The following is a 16,029-nucleotide window of genomic DNA, read 5'->3' as shown; positions in this document are numbered from 1 at the left end:
TTATTCCCCCTTGGTTACCTGAAAAATCGGTTGGTCATACTCAACCATACTGCCATCTTCAACCAAAATATTGCTGATGGTTCCAGAAACCTGACTTTTAACTTCATTGACCATCTTCATTGCTTCAATAACGCAAACCACGTCACCTTTTTCAACGTGATCGCCCTGCTTTTTGAACACAGGCTTATCCGGACTTGGCGCAAAGTAGACGACACCTACCAAAGGTGCTTTAATCTCAGAAACGTTTTGGGCGCCTTCATTTTCTGGTACTGATTGTTGAACAGGCACTTTTTGTTCATGCCCTGTACTATTAACTGCAGCGGACCCGGCTGCGGTCGTATTTTCAACAACTGCGTGCTGGTCCTCGTCACGTTTACTGAATGTCAATTTAAAATCATCTTGCGTCAGTTCGAAATTCTTCAATGAAGACTGGTCGAATTTTTCCAATAACCGTTCAATTTCTTTTTCGTCCATCATTCATCACAACCTTTAAAAGCAATTACGGCGTTATGGCCTCCAAAGCCGAATGAGTTGCTGATTGCATAGTTAACCGGTGCTTGATTATTGTCTTCGTTAACCAGATTAACATTGCATTCTTCATCTTGATTAACGACGCCCACGTTAACCGGCATCTGATTGCGTTGAATGGCACCGATTGTCGCCACTGCTTCAATGGCACCGGCAGCACCCAACGCATGTCCGGTCATCCCCTTGGTGCTGCTGACCTTAACGTGATCGTTGTTGGCAAAGACTTCGCTAATCGCTTTTGCTTCAGCGCTATCATTGGCATGGGTACTTGTTCCATGTGCGTTAATATAGTCAACTTGTGTTTCGTCAATCCCGGCTTCCTTGACAGCTTGCTGCATGGCGCGCTTAGCACCTTTTCCTTCAGGATCCGGCGCAGTCATGTGATAAGCATCACTCGTAGTTCCGTAACCGACAACTTCGGCAAGAATTTTAGCGCCACGTGCTTTCGCGTGATCATAGTCTTCCAGAATTAACGTCCCGGAACCTTCACCCAAGACAAACCCGTTTCGGTCCTTGTCAAACGGAATTGACGCTTTCTTTGGATCGGTTTCCTTCGACAAAGCAGTCAAAGCCGCAAATCCGGAAATCCCGATTTCATTGACTGATGCTTCAGTTCCACCGGCAATCATCACTTGTGCTTTGCCCTGTTTAATGTATCCAAACGCATTGCCAATGGCATTGGTTCCAGAAGAACAGGCAGTTACAATCGCCTGGCTGGTATTTCTAGCATTAAAAGCAATCGAAATGTTTCCGGCAGCCATATTGACAATCGAGTCTGGGACAAACAACGGTGATACCCGCTTTGGCCCCTTGTCATGCATCTTAATCACTTGTTCTTGAATCGTGGTTAAGCCGCCAATTCCGGAACCATAAATAACGCCAAGTTCTTCGGGGTCAACGCCGCCGTCAGCTAAGCCGGCCATCTCCATGGCTTCTTTTGCCGTGTACAATGCGTACGTACAAAAAAGGTCATTTCGTTTGGCAAATTTCTTATCGACCCGCTTCAATGGATCAAAGTCTTTTACTTCACCGGCGACGGTGATTCCAGTGGGTTCTGCATCAAATTTTGTAATTGGGGTGATCCCAACCTTTGAGGCAAATAGATTTTCAAGAAAGCTGTCCACATCGTTTCCGATTGGGGTAACAGCTCCCATTCCTGTAACGACTACTCTGCTCATTTAATTACTCCTTCAATCATCTAAATCGTCAATCCACCATCAACCGTCATCACTTGGCCGGTGATGTATTGATTTTCAATTAGAAATGACACGGCATCGGCAATCTCTGCCGGCTCTGCAAACCGTTTTAATGGAATCTGTTCATTGAACTCGTTTTGCCGCCGTTCACTCATCTTCTCGGTCATGTCGGTTTTGACCATCCCCGGGGCAACCGCATTGCAGCGGATGTTCCGAAGGGCACCTTCACGGGCGGCCGTTTTAGTCAGTCCAACCAATCCCGCCTTACTGGCAGAATAGTTTGCCTGGCCCAAATTGCCATGCAGTCCGGAAATGCTTGAGATATTGACAATAGCGCCTTTGCGGGCTTTTTGCATCACTTTCATGGCAAACTTGGTCATGTTAAAGGCACCGACCAAATTCGTCTCCAAAACTGCTTTAAAGTCCGCTAATTTTAACCGGCTCAACAGCTTGTCTCTGGTGATTCCGGCATTGTTCACCAAGATATCAATTTGACCATACTGATCAACAACATCATTGATCATCTTTTCTGCATCATCTTCATTGGCAACGTCGCCAACGTAAACGTCAAATGAATAACCATCATCGGCGAGCTTTGCCTTGGTTTCATCATCAAGTTCATGGTGCGCATTGATGATGACCGTCTTACCATCGTCAAAAAGTCGTTTTGCAATTGCCAGCCCAATTCCTTTGGCGGCACCGGTCACTAACGCAACCTGCTTTGTTTCAGTCATTATTTCACCAACTTCATATTTGATCTAACTTGATTCAGGGTTTCAACACTGTCGACATGATACGTCTTGGCGTTGCAGATAATCGTTTTGGCAAATTTCATCAGGGTGTCTCCAGGCCCAACTTCAATTAAGACGTCTGGATTCAGATTAAGAACGCCTTTCAAACACTCATTGAAATGGGTTGGTTTCACTAATTGCTGAACCAACGTTGTTTTCACTGATTTCAAGCCAAATGGTTTACTGGTCGTGTTGCTGAATACCGGGAAGTCCAAGTCTTGAAATGAAACATCTTGCAAGCGCTGTTCCAGTTGATCACTGGCTTCCTGCATAAATGGCGTGTGAGAAGCCACCGTCATTTTCAGTGGGATCACCCGCTTGATGCCGTGTTCGTGAAGATACTCGGTGGCATCACTCAAGCCAGCCTTTGATCCGCCGATGACAATCTGCGTGTCCGTATTGTAATTGGCAGCGTAGACCGGACCTTTTTTTGAGCCAATTCGGCAGGCCTCATCCACTAGGTTGGCATTGGCCTTAAGAACCGCTGCCATTTTTCCTGGATGATGCGCACCGGCTTGAGCCATATACTGGCTGCGATCAAAAACAAGCGGCAGGCCGTCTTTAAATGTCAACCCATTGGCAGCAATCAAGCCGCTATACTCACCCAAGCTCAGGCCGGTAGCCCCAATTGGTTTGCCAAATTCACTCGCGAGAATTCGATAAATTCCCGTACTCATGGTGACAATTGAAACTTGAGTATTTTTTGGGTCATCAAAAATCTTCGAATCACTCATGTCTTTTCCAAGTATCTGAGAAGCTTCATCAATTGTTTGACGGTAAATGGGTTCCTGTTGATACAGGTCTTGCCCCATTTCAGCAAATTGTTTGCCTTGACCGCTGAATAAATAGCCTAGTTTCAATTTATCAACCTACCTATTTTGCTTGTTGTTTTAAAACGTAATCAACTAATTCGCCAACGGTTTCCATACCTTCGTCGGTGTCAATTTCGATATCATAAGTATCTTCGATCTTATCAACAACTTCGAAAATGTCCAAGCTGTCCAAATCAAGGTCGTTTTTGAAGTTGGTGTCTTCTTTAACCTTATCTGCGTCAACGTCCAATTGGTCCACGATAATTTCTTTTACCTTGTTAAATACTTCTTCTTTAGTCATGTTAATTTCCTCCAAATTTTTCTTGTTTGTTTTATTTTTTAATACCGAATAATCATTGTTCCAACTGTTAATCCGCCACCAAAACCGGATAGGGCAACGACATCCCCTCTTTTGATCACTTGCTTTTTGACCAATTCGTCGAATAAAATCGGCTCACTGGCCGCTGACGTATTGCCATATTGAGCGATGTTAACCGGAAACTTCGTCATTGGAACGGCCAAAGTTTCGGCAATCTTTTCAATAATTCGCTGGTTGGCCTGATGTAAGACAAAACAGTCAACATCAGTGGCCGTCAGCTTGGCTTTCGTCAAAGCGTGGTTAATCGATTCGGGAACGCGCTTAACCGCAAATCCATAAACGCGGTGGCCATTCATTTTGAAAAATGGTGAATACGTGCTGCCTTGAGCGACAAAAGGTGAGCGAACGCCAACCTGACCGGCTGTCAAGTGCTTACCTAATTTCCCCAGGGTCAGTAAATCTTCAGCGATAAACGTTCCTGCTGTTCGGGGTTGGCTTGAAACCAAGACCCCGGCTGCCCCATCACCGAACAATACAGCAGTCGACCGGTCTTGCCAGTCCACCAGCTTACTCAAAGTTTCGGCACCAATCACAATCGCGTGTTTTTGAGTCTCTGCCATCAGCATTTGTCTGGCCACCTTTAGGCCGTATACAAACCCTGAACAGGCAGCGTCAACGTCAAAGGCAATTGCATTGTCGGCGCCAATGTTTCCTTGAACCATCGCCCCAACTGAAGGTGTCAAATAATCCGGTGACATGGTTGCGACGACGATCAAATCAATGTCGTTTGCGGTCAAACCGCTTTGATCCAATAATTGCTGGGCAACCGATGTCGCAAGTGAACTGGTGGTCTCATCAACCGCTACGTGGCGCTGCTTAATTCCGGTGCGTTGGGTAATCCATTCATCAGAGGTATCCATCATCGTTGACAGCTCATCATTATCAACCACCCGAGCCGGCGTGGCACTGGCTGTCGCCATTATTTTGAAATCTTCAAATTTCATTTTGCCGATACCTCGTCAATAAAGTCTTCCAGATTAATCATCGCCTGCTTGATCAACCGGATATCATCGTCATCAAATCCTTTGAGGAAGCGTTCCACCAACAAGCGGTGAAACGCATCATGAGCCCGATACAACAGCCGTCCCTTACTCGTCAACCCCAGATTGATAATCCGGCGGTCTTCCTGGTTGGCAATTCGCATCACGTAGCCTTTCCGCTCCAGCGTATTCAAATTGGCAGTCAACGTGCCCTTGCTCAGCTTCAAGATTCGGGCCACTTGTGACGTTGTCTTGCGATCATGCAGGCCAATCGTGTGAACCAGATGAACCTCTTTGGCAGTGATGTCCTTAAAACGACTTTTTCTTAGCTCGCTTTCTTCAATTCGCATAATACTGTCGTATACGTTGATCAAAGAGTCGTTTATAAAGTTAAAGTCCTTCTTAATTTCGTCACTTTTCAAGCTCATGCTTTAACTCCTCTGGATTGGTCACTAAATCTTCTTCTTTGGATCCGGTACGATGAAAGTCAGTTCAGCTGAGCAGGCAACTTTGTCGTCAACTTTGGCCTCGCACTTAACCTTGCCCATGTTTTCGCGTTGCTTTTCCATGGTTACGTGTAATTTCAACACGTCACCGGGTCTGACAACTTTTCTGAACTTAGCACTGTCAATCGCACCAAGGTAAGCTGTTTTTCCCTTATACTTCTCAGTTTTCAAAATCAAGATTGAAGCTGCCTGAGCCAACGATTCAATAATCAAAACGCCGGGCATAACGGGATTACCAGGGAAATGGCCTTGGAAAAACTCCTCGTTAATCGTGACGTTTTTCGTAACAATAATTGACTCACCAGGATTTAACTCGTCAACCTTATCCATGAATAAAATCGGGTAACGGTTGGGAATCAATTCCATAATTTCAGATGCATCTAATACACTCATTGATTTCTTCCTTTCACTTACAAACTGGTAAAAGATCAGCTAAATTAGTTCGACTATCAAACTAATAAAACAAAACGATTGCGTTTAATTGATCTTTTACCTGTATCCATATAGGACAAAGATCATAATAACCCAATTTAGTTTGAATATCAAACTAAATTTCGATACCACATGTTGCTGTTTTGAAGTTTACCAGGAAATGCCATTTGCCGCAAGTCGGCTAGTCTGGGAATTTGCTTCGATTCATTCAGAGACCGCTATGTATGTTTAACCTCAAAAATTTGCGCCGCCCACTTCAAATGGGCCGGGGTCTCTGTTTAAACGCAGACATTAAAAGGAGGCCGAGCAAAAGTATCAACTTTTGACTCGGCCTCCTCCTAGTAATGCCACACTACCTGGCTTAACGTGCTATGCGAACCAACTTCGTCCGCTTAGTCCAACAAACACCTTTAACGCAAACCCAGCGTTAAAGGCGTTTGTTACACTAATGCTCCGAAGTTCCCGGTTCGGTGGGCACTCTGTTTATTCAATTGTCTCATAAATGAGCGTTGGCTTTTCTGCCGACTCTGAGATTTCAATATTTTGGTATAAAAGATCAGAAATATCGTCGACGTTTTCCCGGTTACTGTAAATGGTCAATAGCGATTCACCAGTTGAAACGGGATCCCCAATCTTTTTGTGAAGCATGATACCAACTGCATAGTCCAACTTGTCGCCAGCCTTTTGACGGCCGCCACCTAACAGCATGCTGGCCACACCGACTTCATCGGCGACAATTTTGGAAACCACGCCCGCAGACTTAGCAGGCAGATCAATTTGATAAGCCGCTTGTGGTAAAAGGTGCTCTGGGTCATCGACAACGTTTGCGTCGCCACCTTGATCAGCAATCATGGCTTTGAACCGATCCAGCGCCGCGCCGTTATGAATCACCTGCTCACAGAGCTGTTGACCTTCTTCGGTCGTTGACGCTTTACCGCCCATCACTGCCATGTAGCCGCCGATCACAACGATCAATTTCTCCAAATCGGCCGGTCCGTTGCCCTTTAATAAATCAATCGATTCTTTTATCTCAAGGGCGTTGCCAATCGCATCTCCCAAGGGCTGATTCATATCTGTAATCAAGGCCATGCACTGCATGCCGACACTCTTTCCGATTCCCACCAGCGCCTTCGCCAGTGCGCGAGAGTCGTCTAGAGTCTTCATAAACGCCCCGGCCCCTGTTTTGACATCGATAACCAAGGCATCGGCACCGGAAGCAATTTTCTTACTCATAATCGAACTGGCAATCAATGGGATTGAATCAACCGTATCGGTCACATCCCTTAAGGCATAAATTTTCTTGTCGGCAGGGGCAATATTGCCGGTTGCGCCAATAATTGCCAGCTTATCTTTTTTCACCTGCGCAATAAAATCCTGCTCGCTAATTTCAACTTGGTATCCAGGAATGGCTTCCAGCTTATCCAAGGTACCGCCAGTATGGCCAAGCCCCCTACCGGAAATCATCGGCACTGGAATTCCCAGGGCCGCCACAACGGCTGCCAGCGGAATACTGGTCTTATCCCCAACGCCGCCAGTCGAATGTTTATCAACCTTTACGCCGGGAATATCGCTTAGATCCAAATGATCCCCCGAGGTCATCATGGTCATCGTCAGCTTGGACTGCTCCTCGCTGGTCATCCCCTGAAAATAAATTGCCATCAATAGTGCGCTAATTTGGTAATCTGGAATTTCACCAGAAACAACCCCATCAACGAAAAATTGAACTTGTTCATCAGTTAATTGTTGACCAGCGCGTTTCGCATGGATCACATCAACCATTCTCATCGTCAAAACTCCTTTCAAATTAAGCTTCCGGTAAACGGTTACATTTCTTTGTTTAGCAAAGCCTAATTCATTATCTTAGCCTGGTCTGCCGTGACCTGGGCTTTTCATTAATAGTCCAGTAATAATTGTGCCAAACTTTGATCCAGGATCGCACAGTTGGTGTAATGCGCCGTCAGCGCCGCGTGGACGGCAGCGACCTTACGATTCCCAGTGGCAACCAAAATGGCGTAGCGTTTGCTTTTCAGTTCATTCAGTTGAATTCCGATGGTCCGCTCATCAATTTGAGAATTGACAATTTGACCATTTCCGTCCACAAAACGGGAGAAGATGTCGCCAATGGCATCTTTTTGAAGTTGGGCTTTTTCCTGCTCATTAAAGTAGCCTAACTGAAAGATTAGTGCTTCACTCCGGACGGTCCCAACGGTAAACAACGCCACGTTGGCCTGTCGCCCCAGGTCCAGAATATGTTTGATATGGCAGTCACTTTCAACCATGTCCTTAGTGACCTTATTGTCAAAAATAACCGGCAACGGTAAATATTCGGGACGGGTGTGATAGGCTTGCGCCAACTCATTGACGCTTTCATAAGCCCACGTTTTTTCCTGGGAATGGCTGATGCTGCCTTTAAGTTGGACCACCCGGATGCCGGATACATCCTGTTCTTCGAGCTGTTTAGTAACCGAATGGATCGTGGACCCCCAGCCAATGCCGATAATATCGCCGGGTTCAACAATTGTGGAAATGAAATCCGCGGTGTATTTTCCAACGCTGTCTTGCGGGTTGGTAACACCTGCATAATTGTTGGGGACCACATGAAATTCGGCACCGTATTTCTCGGTTAACTGTTGAGCCAGCACCTGTGAGTCCACCAATGGATTGACGATCTCAATTTTTACCAACCCATTATCCTTGGCATACTGCAGGAGCCGCGAAACGGTCGGCCGCGAAACGCCCACCTTATCAGAAATTTCAATTTGACTGAGATTATCCTGAAAATATAATTCGGCCACGCGCAAACTTTGCTTTAACTTTGTGATGTCCCTGATTTCAGCCATGTGATCGCTCCAATTTTGTTAGTCCATATTTTTAATTGCCGTTTCCAATGACAATCGTGCCATCTCATCAAATGATGTCTCCCGCTCCTTGGCAGACAGTGCTTCTCCGGTGAGCAGATGATCGCTCACGGTCAGAATTGTCAACGCCCGAACGTGGTGCTTTGCGGCTAATAAGTAGAGTCCAGCCGTCTCCATTTCAGTTGCCAAAACGCCGTAGTCAATTAATTTATGAATGTCCAGTTCGTCATTGTAGAAGCGATCGGCAGCGAAAATATTGCCAACTTTGGTGTTAATCCCCATTTCTTCAGCCGTATGATATGCCGAATCCAACAGCCCAAAGTCAGCAATCGGGGAATAATACATACCAGGTCCAAATGTGTTTTGGATAATTGATGAATCCGTGGTGCCGGCCTGACCAAGAATCACGTCACGAATTTTAACGTCCGGGCTCATGCCGCCACACGACCCCACCCGATAAATGGTTTTGACACCGTACTCTTTAATCAGCTCAGTCGTGTAGATAGCCAGCGACGGAATGCCCATTCCGGATCCTTGGATTGAAATGCGTTTGCCCTTATAGGTCCCGGTATAGCCAAACATATTTCTGACTTCACTGTATCGAACCGGGTTATCCAAATAGGTTTCAGCGATGAATTTTGCCCGCAGCGGATCGCCGGGCATCAAAACAGTGTCGGCAATGTCGCCGGCTTTTGCACCAATGTGTGTACTCATATGATTGCCTCCGTTTATTTCAAATCAGTCAAAAAGGAACTGCCAACAGAATTGCCTGTCATGCCAAAGTTGTCGAGAACGGTCGCACCAAAGTCAGCAAACGTCTGCCGAACGCCCAGAGAACCACTGGTTGTCATTGACGGCGAGTAGGCCAACAACGGCACCAATTCCCTGGTGTGATCGCTGCCTTTAAAGCCCGGATCATTGCCGTGATCAGCGGTAATCAACAACAGATCGTCATCTTTCAAGTTTTCAAGCACCGTTCCCAGTCGTTTGTCAAAGTCCATCAATGCCTCACCAAACCCGATTGGATTTCGGCGATGACCGTACATCGCGTCAAAGTCCACCAAGTTGGTAAAGCAAAATCCGGTAAAGTCTTCTGCCATCACGTGATCGACATGATCCATGCCATCCATGTTGCTTTCGTTGTGGTAACCCTCATCGATACCATGACCGGAGAAAATATCGTTAATTTTCCCAATCCCGACTGTGTGAACACCCGCTTTTTGCAGGTAGTCCAGATCCGTCGTGCCGGTTGGCTCCAGTGTAAAATCGTGGCGGTTGGCCGTTCGTGTAAAGTGATCTTTGTCCGGACCAACGTATGGCCGGGCAATGATTCGGCCAATCGTGTAGTCAGGTCCGTTGACCAACGTTCGTGCATATTCACAAATTTTGTATAATTCTTGAAGCGGAATCACGTCTTCATGGGCGGCGATTTGTAAGACCGAGTCTCCCGACGTGTAAATGATCAAGTCACCGGTTTTCATCTGCTGCTCACCAAGTTCAGCGATAATTTTGGTTCCGGATTCAGGGCGATTGCCAATCACTTTTCGACCAGAGAACGCCTCGATTTTTTGAAGAATTTCAGCTGGAAACCCATTTGGAAAAGTGTCCAGCGGTTTTTGAACAGGCAGCCCCATCATTTCCCAATGGCCATCCATGCTGTCCTTACCAGCAGAAGTTTCTTGCATTTTTCCGTAATAGTCAATTGGAGACGTGACTTTGTCAACCCCTTGAATTGGCGTCTGTCTTAGATTGGAAATTCCTAACTTTTGTAGATTCGGAATCGCCAATTTGCCTTGATACGCTTCACCGACGTGCCCCAAGGTGTCCGAGCCAACGTCGTCAAACTTAGCCGCGTCCGGCGCTTCGCCAGTTCCCACCGAATCCATCACGATACCAAAAATTCGTTTATATTTCGCTGTCTTCATCAAAATGCCTCCCCTAAAATGGTCGTTTAAGCCAAAATCTTGACGGTTGCGCTGACACCTAATCGACTGGCTCCTGCTTCGATCATGGCCAAGGCTTCTTCTCGGGAGTGAATCCCACCGGATGCTTTAACTCCCAGCTTGTCGCCAACGGTCTTTCGCATCAAGGCCACGTTATGAAGGGTGGCACCCTCTGAGCTAAATCCGGTTGAAGTTTTGACATAGTCTGCGCCGGCTTTTTCAGAAGCGTGACAAGCATTGACGATTTGTTCATCATTTAAAAGTGAGGTTTCAAAGATCACTTTCAGCAGTTTTTGCTTTGCATGACACGCTTCGGCAACGGCTTGAATATCTTTTGTGACAAACTCAAGGTTGCCGGAAATTAATTCGCCGACATTTAAAACCATGTCGATTTCTTCGGCGCCGTCGTCAATCGCGGTGATGGCCTCGTAGACTTTGGCAGCCGTATTGGTGGCCCCTAATGGAAAGCCGACAACGGTAATTGGGTTAACAGTCGTGTCCTTTAATAGGTCCGCTGCCAACGGAATCCAGTGTGAATTGATACAAACTGAAGCAGTGTTGTACTTGATTGCTTCTTCACATGTTTGGCGGATGCTTGCCTCAGTTGCTTCTGGTTTCAAATTTGTGTGGTCTAAATATTTTGCGAGTTGAGCTGTTGTTAAATCTTTAGTCATGGTCATGTAACCCCTTTCATTTCTTTATATGGACAGTTTACAGGATTCTCGAACAAATGTAAAGAAAGCCGTTGAAATTATGTTCTTAGATGTGAATCAGTGAACTATTGACGCCATAAAAAAACCATCGAGTCGGTGCTCGATGGCTTCACTTGGTAAGTTATTAATTTTCTAAAAGATCCTTTACCAACCAGTGTTGTTCCGCTGATTCGCCGGATTCGCTATTTCAAATCGCCAATTGAATTGACGTTCTTCATATAGGTTGGAACTGCCAGACCAACTCTGGCACCATGAAGATTGGCGCCCAAGTCGACAAATTTGCCTTTATAGTCCTTGTAGTACAACCCCTGAGTTGTTGGCAACCAGGCGCTGACCATGCCGTCTGCAGCGTTTGTAGCAATCGAAGCCCATAATGGTTGAACTTCCATTGCCTGAATGTCGACCTTATACCCCAGTGACCTCAAGACATTGGCCACCACGTTGGTTGAGGCAATTTCAGAGTCCCACGCAACATAGGTGAGTTTGATCGATTGACCATGAACGTGTTTAATTCCCTTTGTCCAAGTATCAACCTGCTTTTGATTGGCTTTAATCCAGTCATTTGCGGCTTTATGAGGATCTTCTCCCTTGTTCACCTTCAACATCACATCAGCCATTTGAGCAGGCTTCCAGTTGAAACGGTTCAACATTTCATAGGCTTCAGGTTTATCTTTCTTGAGTCCCTTTCTGACAATTGTATGAATGTCTTCTGCTTTACCATAAACATTCTTAGGGTCCTTCAAGAACTTTAAGTTGTATTTTGTAAACATCCAATGTGGCGTCCAGCCGGTTACCACGATCGGCTGGTGGTTCTTGATCGATTTGCCAAGGGTACTGGTCATCGCAGCCGTTGAACTGGTCTGAAGTTGCCACTTATCGTTGTTTAATCCGTATGCCTTCATGGCGTTTTGTGTACTGGACATAATGCCGGCTCCGGCCTCAATTCCAGTGATCGTGTAGTTAATCTGTTTACCAACACTTTCATGAGGATTATAAGCGGCAAGTTTCGTCCCGCACCCTGAGAGCAGGATGACAGAGAAGAACATCGCAATCGCTAATAAAAATTTATTGTGATTTTTTCGCATAGTAACCCCTTTCTAAGACTTAGGGACCTTGGTACGATTGATTGCCTGTGTAATCCGATCAAGGATAATCGCTAGAATCACGATTGCCAGCCCGGCGGCAAAGCCACCACCAGCATCGTTTCGACCAACTGCAAAGTAGACCTTGTTTCCAAGTCCCATTGCCCCAATCATTGACGCGATCACAACCATTGACAGTGACAACATCATACTTTGGTTAACCCCTGCCATCAGAGTTGATTTGGCCAGCGGCAGCTGAACTTTGAACAACTTCTGCCAACCAGTCGAGCCGTATGAATCAGCTGCTTCAATCAGATCATTTGGAACTTGGCGAATGCCCAAATTAGTCATTCGGATCGTCGGTGGCATTGCAAAAATCACCGAAGCAATCACGCCCGGAACCATTCCAATGCCGAAGAACGCAACGGCGGGGATCAAATAAACAAAGGCTGGCATGGTCTGCATGAAGTCAAGAATTGGCTTATTGATTGTTTCAAACACACGTGACTTTGCCATCCAAATTCCAAGCGGAACGCCGATCACTAAGGCAATCAAGCTCGACGTCAGAACCAACGTTAACGTTTGAGTCATGTCGCGCCAGAATCCCTGGTTCCAGATATAAAGCAAGCCAATAACTTCAAAAATCAAAAGTGTCCAGTGTTTGGTTTTGCGGTTCAACCAATACGTTGCCCCAACAATAATTAACATAAACAACCAAATTGGCAAAACGTCAAAGATCCATTGGAAGCCGTTAATAATGCCGCCAATAAAATTCGTGACGCCGTTGAAGAAGCCTTCGAAACTAGCCAACCAGTTCACAAAATGATCGATCCAACTTGATACGGGTAATTGTGGAATGCTATTCATCTTCGGTCACCTCATTTCCTGAAATTGCGCCAAGCACGGCGCCTCGAATGATGATTCCCAGCAAATGGTTCTCGCCGTCAACCACCGCATATGGAATTGGTGTCTGCGAGATTGTTTCCATGATTTCGGTAATCGGTGTGTCGGGCGAAGTTGTTGGCACATCGCGTTGAACAACAGAAGAAAGATCGCGATTCTTTTCTTTAATCAAGTCCATCACGTGAGCGGCATCAACGACTCCAACAAATTTACGCTTGCTATCAACCACGTAAACCGACGAAATTTCATTCTCACGCATCCGGCGCATGGCGATCCGGGGACCGTCCTTGTCAATGTTGACAAACGTCGGCCGAATCATGACATTTGAAGCCGTTAAGACTTTGGTGCGGTCCACGTCTTCAATGAATTTTTCAACGTATTCATCGGCAGGCTGTGTCAGAATTTCTTCAGGCGTTCCGGTTTGGACAATCTCACCATCCTTCATGATCATAATGCGATCACCAATTCGAAGGGCTTCGTTGAGATCATGGGAAATAAAAACAATCGTTTTGTGGAGATTTTCCTGAAGATCCAACAATTCATCCTGCATATCTTTTCGATTCAGTGGGTCCAATGCTGAGAAGGCTTCATCCATCAGAAGAATTTCTGAATCGTTGGCCAACGCTCTGGCCAGGCCAACTCGCTGTTGCATCCCACCTGATAACTGGGTTGGAAATTGGTCATCGTACCCGTGAAGGCCAACCAATTCCAAGGCATCGTGGGCTTTTTTTAAGCGTTCGTCTTTGGCGACACCCTTAATTTCCAAGCCGTATGCGGTGTTTTCAATAATCGTTCGGTTGGGAAACAGCGCAAAGTTTTGAAAAACCATACTCATTTTGTTACGTCTAACGTTCAGTAATTCTTTTTTATCTAAATCGGTTAAATTCTCCCCATCAATCAGGACTTTTCCCGATGTTGGTTCAATTAAACGGTTGATCATTCGGATCATGGTCGATTTCCCGCTTCCGGATAATCCCATGATGACGAAGATTTCCCCATCACTGACCTCAAAGTTGGCATCATTGACACCAACGGTTGCACCAACTGATTTTAAGATTTCAGCTTTTGACTTACCTTCTTTTACTAATTCTTCGGCCCGTTGAATCCGGCGTCCGAAAATTTTGGTAAGATGTTGCACTTGTAGTTTAGCTGTCATGTGCTCCTCCTTATCAATATTCATGAGTAAATAAAAATCAATTACCGGCGGCAACACAAACGTATGTGTATTCGGTAATTGAAACGACATATAAAACCTTAACAAATATTCCGACCGAATTCAAATGATTGGCAAGTCGGAAAAATTCCGCCATGCGGGAAATGAATCCGCTTTTATGGTTGCCGTTATAAGGATAGACGCAACTAATAGATTAGTTTTACAAAATGCCATTAGTCACCTCCAGTATTGGCTTGATACCAGCCTTCACAGCTTTTTTCACAAAAAATGTGACTTTTTTACATTTTGCCCACAAAAAAACGCCAAAACAGGCTGTTTTGACGTTTTAAAGAACCTCTTTAATTATGAAGGTTGACGTTCCAAAACAGTTACTGATTCAACGTGAACCGTTTGTGGAAATTGATCAACAGGTTGAATTGGTTGGTTAACATGATAGCCTTGCTCAGTAAATAATTTGACATCACGGGCCAACGTGGCTGGATTACACGAGACGTAGACCACTCGCTTAGGCTGCATCTTAACGACACTCTCAATTAAACTGCCTTCCAGTCCTTTGCGAGGCGGGTCAACCGTAATGACGTCGGGTTTAAGCCCATCTTCCTGCCATTTAGCCATCTGATCCTCGGCCTTGCCGCTGACAAACATCACGTTCGTCAGCCCGTTAATCTTGGCATTCTTTTTGGCATCTTCAACCGCTTCCGGCAAGATTTCCACCCCGTAGACCATCTTGGCAACTTTGGCCATGGAAAGTGAAATCGTCCCAATCCCACAGTACGCATCGATCACAGTATCGTCAGCCGACAAATCGGCCTTCTTGGTGGCCAATTCATAAAGCTTCTCAGTTTGAACAGGGTTCACCTGATAAAACGAGCTGGCAGAGATGTCGAATTTCAATCCCAGCAAAGTATCTTCAATCGTGCTTTGCCCTGCCAAAACCTTATTTTCTTTACCCATCAAGGCATTGGTCCTTTGTGGGTTCACATTTTGAACAATACTCTTAACCTCTGGTAACATTTTGGTGATTTCGGCAACAATTTCGCCACTACTTGGGAGTTTTTCAGTCCGGGTAATCAAGACGATCATCATCTCGTGGGAATAATGCCCTCTTCGCACCATGATGTTTCGAATAACGCCCTTATTGTGTTCCTCATCGTAGGGCTGAACCCGAAATTTTCTCAACAGATCGCGGACAACGACAACAGCCTTGTCAATTTCAGGATCCTGAATATAGAAGTCCTCAATTGGCACAAGGTCGTGGGAATGTTTGCGATAAAAGCCGGTTTGCAATTGGCCATTGACCATTCTAACCGGAATCTGGGCCTTGTTTCGATAATGGGTAGGATCATCCATGCCGATTGTCGGGTTAACTTCGACGTTTAATTTGAGCTTGTCAAAATCGACTTCGATTAGATGTTGCTTAAATTTAAGCTGGGCATCATACTTCAAATGCTGCAGCGGCGCAATCCCAGTTTGCGTATAGGCCTTATCCACAAGTTCAACGCGGTCAGCGCTCTTCTTATTGATGCGAACGACCTTACCAAAGGCAAAGTTCTTCTTAACTTTGATCACTTTCATTGTGACATTTTCAGTTGGTAACGCGTTTTCGATAAAAATGGGGAAATCATCGATCTTAGCAACACCCATTCCCTGATAGGTCAGGTCACTAATATCGACGTCATAATTTTGATTTTTCAACACTGGTACTTGTTTTTTCATTTATTCACCTTTATTA

General features: G+C 45.5%; 17 protein-coding genes. All 17 read right to left on the bottom strand.

The window, feature by feature from the left end:
- The 17 genes from accB to rlmD all read right to left on the bottom strand — a co-directional run bounded on the left by accB (window position 1) and on the right by rlmD (window position 16,013).
- A complete protein-coding gene (accB, locus tag FC51_RS05030) occupies window positions 1–474 on the bottom strand; it encodes an acetyl-CoA carboxylase biotin carboxyl carrier protein (RefSeq protein WP_057911112.1) in 474 nt (157 codons plus the stop codon).
- A complete protein-coding gene (fabF, locus tag FC51_RS05025; RefSeq protein WP_057911061.1) occupies window positions 474–1,706 on the bottom strand; it encodes a beta-ketoacyl-ACP synthase II in 1,233 nt (410 codons plus the stop codon). The genes accB and fabF overlap by 1 nt, the downstream gene beginning before the upstream one ends.
- Before the next feature lie 20 nt (window positions 1,707–1,726).
- Window positions 1,727–2,458 carry a 3-oxoacyl-[acyl-carrier-protein] reductase gene (gene fabG, locus FC51_RS05020; RefSeq protein ID WP_057911060.1) on the bottom strand — a complete coding sequence of 244 codons (732 nt, stop codon included), beginning with the start codon at window positions 2,456–2,458 and terminating at the stop codon, window positions 1,727–1,729.
- Entirely contained in the window at window positions 2,458–3,375 is a 918-nt protein-coding gene (locus FC51_RS05015; RefSeq protein ID WP_057911059.1) for an ACP S-malonyltransferase, read from the bottom strand. The genes fabG and FC51_RS05015 overlap by 1 nt, the downstream gene beginning before the upstream one ends.
- Before the next feature lie 13 nt (window positions 3,376–3,388).
- Window positions 3,389–3,628, bottom strand: coding sequence for an acyl carrier protein (locus FC51_RS05010; RefSeq protein WP_057911058.1), 240 nt, complete (start codon window positions 3,626–3,628; stop codon window positions 3,389–3,391).
- A 38-nt stretch (window positions 3,629–3,666) separates the two neighbouring features.
- A complete protein-coding gene (locus FC51_RS05005) occupies window positions 3,667–4,650 on the bottom strand; it encodes a beta-ketoacyl-ACP synthase III (RefSeq protein ID WP_057911057.1) in 984 nt (327 codons plus the stop codon).
- Window positions 4,647–5,114, bottom strand: a complete 468-nt coding sequence (locus tag FC51_RS05000; protein WP_057911056.1) for a MarR family winged helix-turn-helix transcriptional regulator — start codon at window positions 5,112–5,114, stop codon at window positions 4,647–4,649. The genes FC51_RS05005 and FC51_RS05000 overlap by 4 nt, the downstream gene beginning before the upstream one ends.
- Window positions 5,115–5,138: 24 nt before the next feature.
- Entirely contained in the window at window positions 5,139–5,585 is a 447-nt protein-coding gene (gene fabZ / locus FC51_RS04995) for a 3-hydroxyacyl-ACP dehydratase FabZ (protein WP_057911055.1), read from the bottom strand.
- A gap of 522 nt (window positions 5,586–6,107) precedes the next feature.
- The gene (locus FC51_RS04990) at window positions 6,108–7,409 is read right to left on the bottom strand and encodes a pyrimidine-nucleoside phosphorylase (RefSeq protein WP_057911054.1); all 1,302 of its coding nucleotides are present in this window, start codon (window positions 7,407–7,409) and stop codon (window positions 6,108–6,110) included.
- Between the two features lie 107 nt (window positions 7,410–7,516).
- Window positions 7,517–8,464, bottom strand: coding sequence for a sugar-binding transcriptional regulator (locus FC51_RS04985; RefSeq protein ID WP_057911053.1), 948 nt, complete (start codon window positions 8,462–8,464; stop codon window positions 7,517–7,519).
- An 18-nt stretch (window positions 8,465–8,482) separates the two neighbouring features.
- Complete coding sequence (gene deoD / locus FC51_RS04980; RefSeq protein WP_057911052.1) at window positions 8,483–9,196, bottom strand: purine-nucleoside phosphorylase; 714 nt, start codon at window positions 9,194–9,196, stop codon at window positions 8,483–8,485.
- Between the two features lie 14 nt (window positions 9,197–9,210).
- A complete protein-coding gene (locus tag FC51_RS04975; protein ID WP_057911051.1) occupies window positions 9,211–10,407 on the bottom strand; it encodes a phosphopentomutase in 1,197 nt (398 codons plus the stop codon).
- Window positions 10,408–10,433: 26 nt separating this feature from the next.
- A complete protein-coding gene (deoC, locus tag FC51_RS04970) occupies window positions 10,434–11,105 on the bottom strand; it encodes a deoxyribose-phosphate aldolase (RefSeq protein ID WP_057911050.1) in 672 nt (223 codons plus the stop codon).
- Between the two features lie 215 nt (window positions 11,106–11,320).
- Window positions 11,321–12,223, bottom strand: a complete 903-nt coding sequence (locus FC51_RS04965; RefSeq protein WP_057911049.1) for a glycine betaine ABC transporter substrate-binding protein — start codon at window positions 12,221–12,223, stop codon at window positions 11,321–11,323.
- Between the two features lie 12 nt (window positions 12,224–12,235).
- Window positions 12,236–13,087 (bottom strand): ABC transporter permease, encoded by an 852-nt coding sequence (locus tag FC51_RS04960; protein ID WP_057911048.1) that lies wholly within the window; start codon window positions 13,085–13,087, stop codon window positions 12,236–12,238.
- A complete protein-coding gene (locus FC51_RS04955) occupies window positions 13,080–14,279 on the bottom strand; it encodes a quaternary amine ABC transporter ATP-binding protein (protein WP_057911047.1) in 1,200 nt (399 codons plus the stop codon). Before FC51_RS04955 ends, FC51_RS04960 begins: the two co-directional genes overlap by 8 nt.
- A 360-nt stretch (window positions 14,280–14,639) precedes the next feature.
- A complete protein-coding gene (rlmD, locus tag FC51_RS04950; RefSeq protein ID WP_057911213.1) occupies window positions 14,640–16,013 on the bottom strand; it encodes a 23S rRNA (uracil(1939)-C(5))-methyltransferase RlmD in 1,374 nt (457 codons plus the stop codon).
- Window positions 16,014–16,029: the final 16 nt, after the last annotated feature.

The organism is Lentilactobacillus parabuchneri DSM 5707 = NBRC 107865 (assembly GCF_001435315.1).
Taxonomy (GTDB): Bacteria; Bacillota; Bacilli; order Lactobacillales; family Lactobacillaceae; genus Lentilactobacillus; species Lentilactobacillus parabuchneri.
The sequence above is the reverse complement of the archived record's forward strand: the minus strand, read 5'-3'. Positions and strand labels throughout refer to the sequence as shown.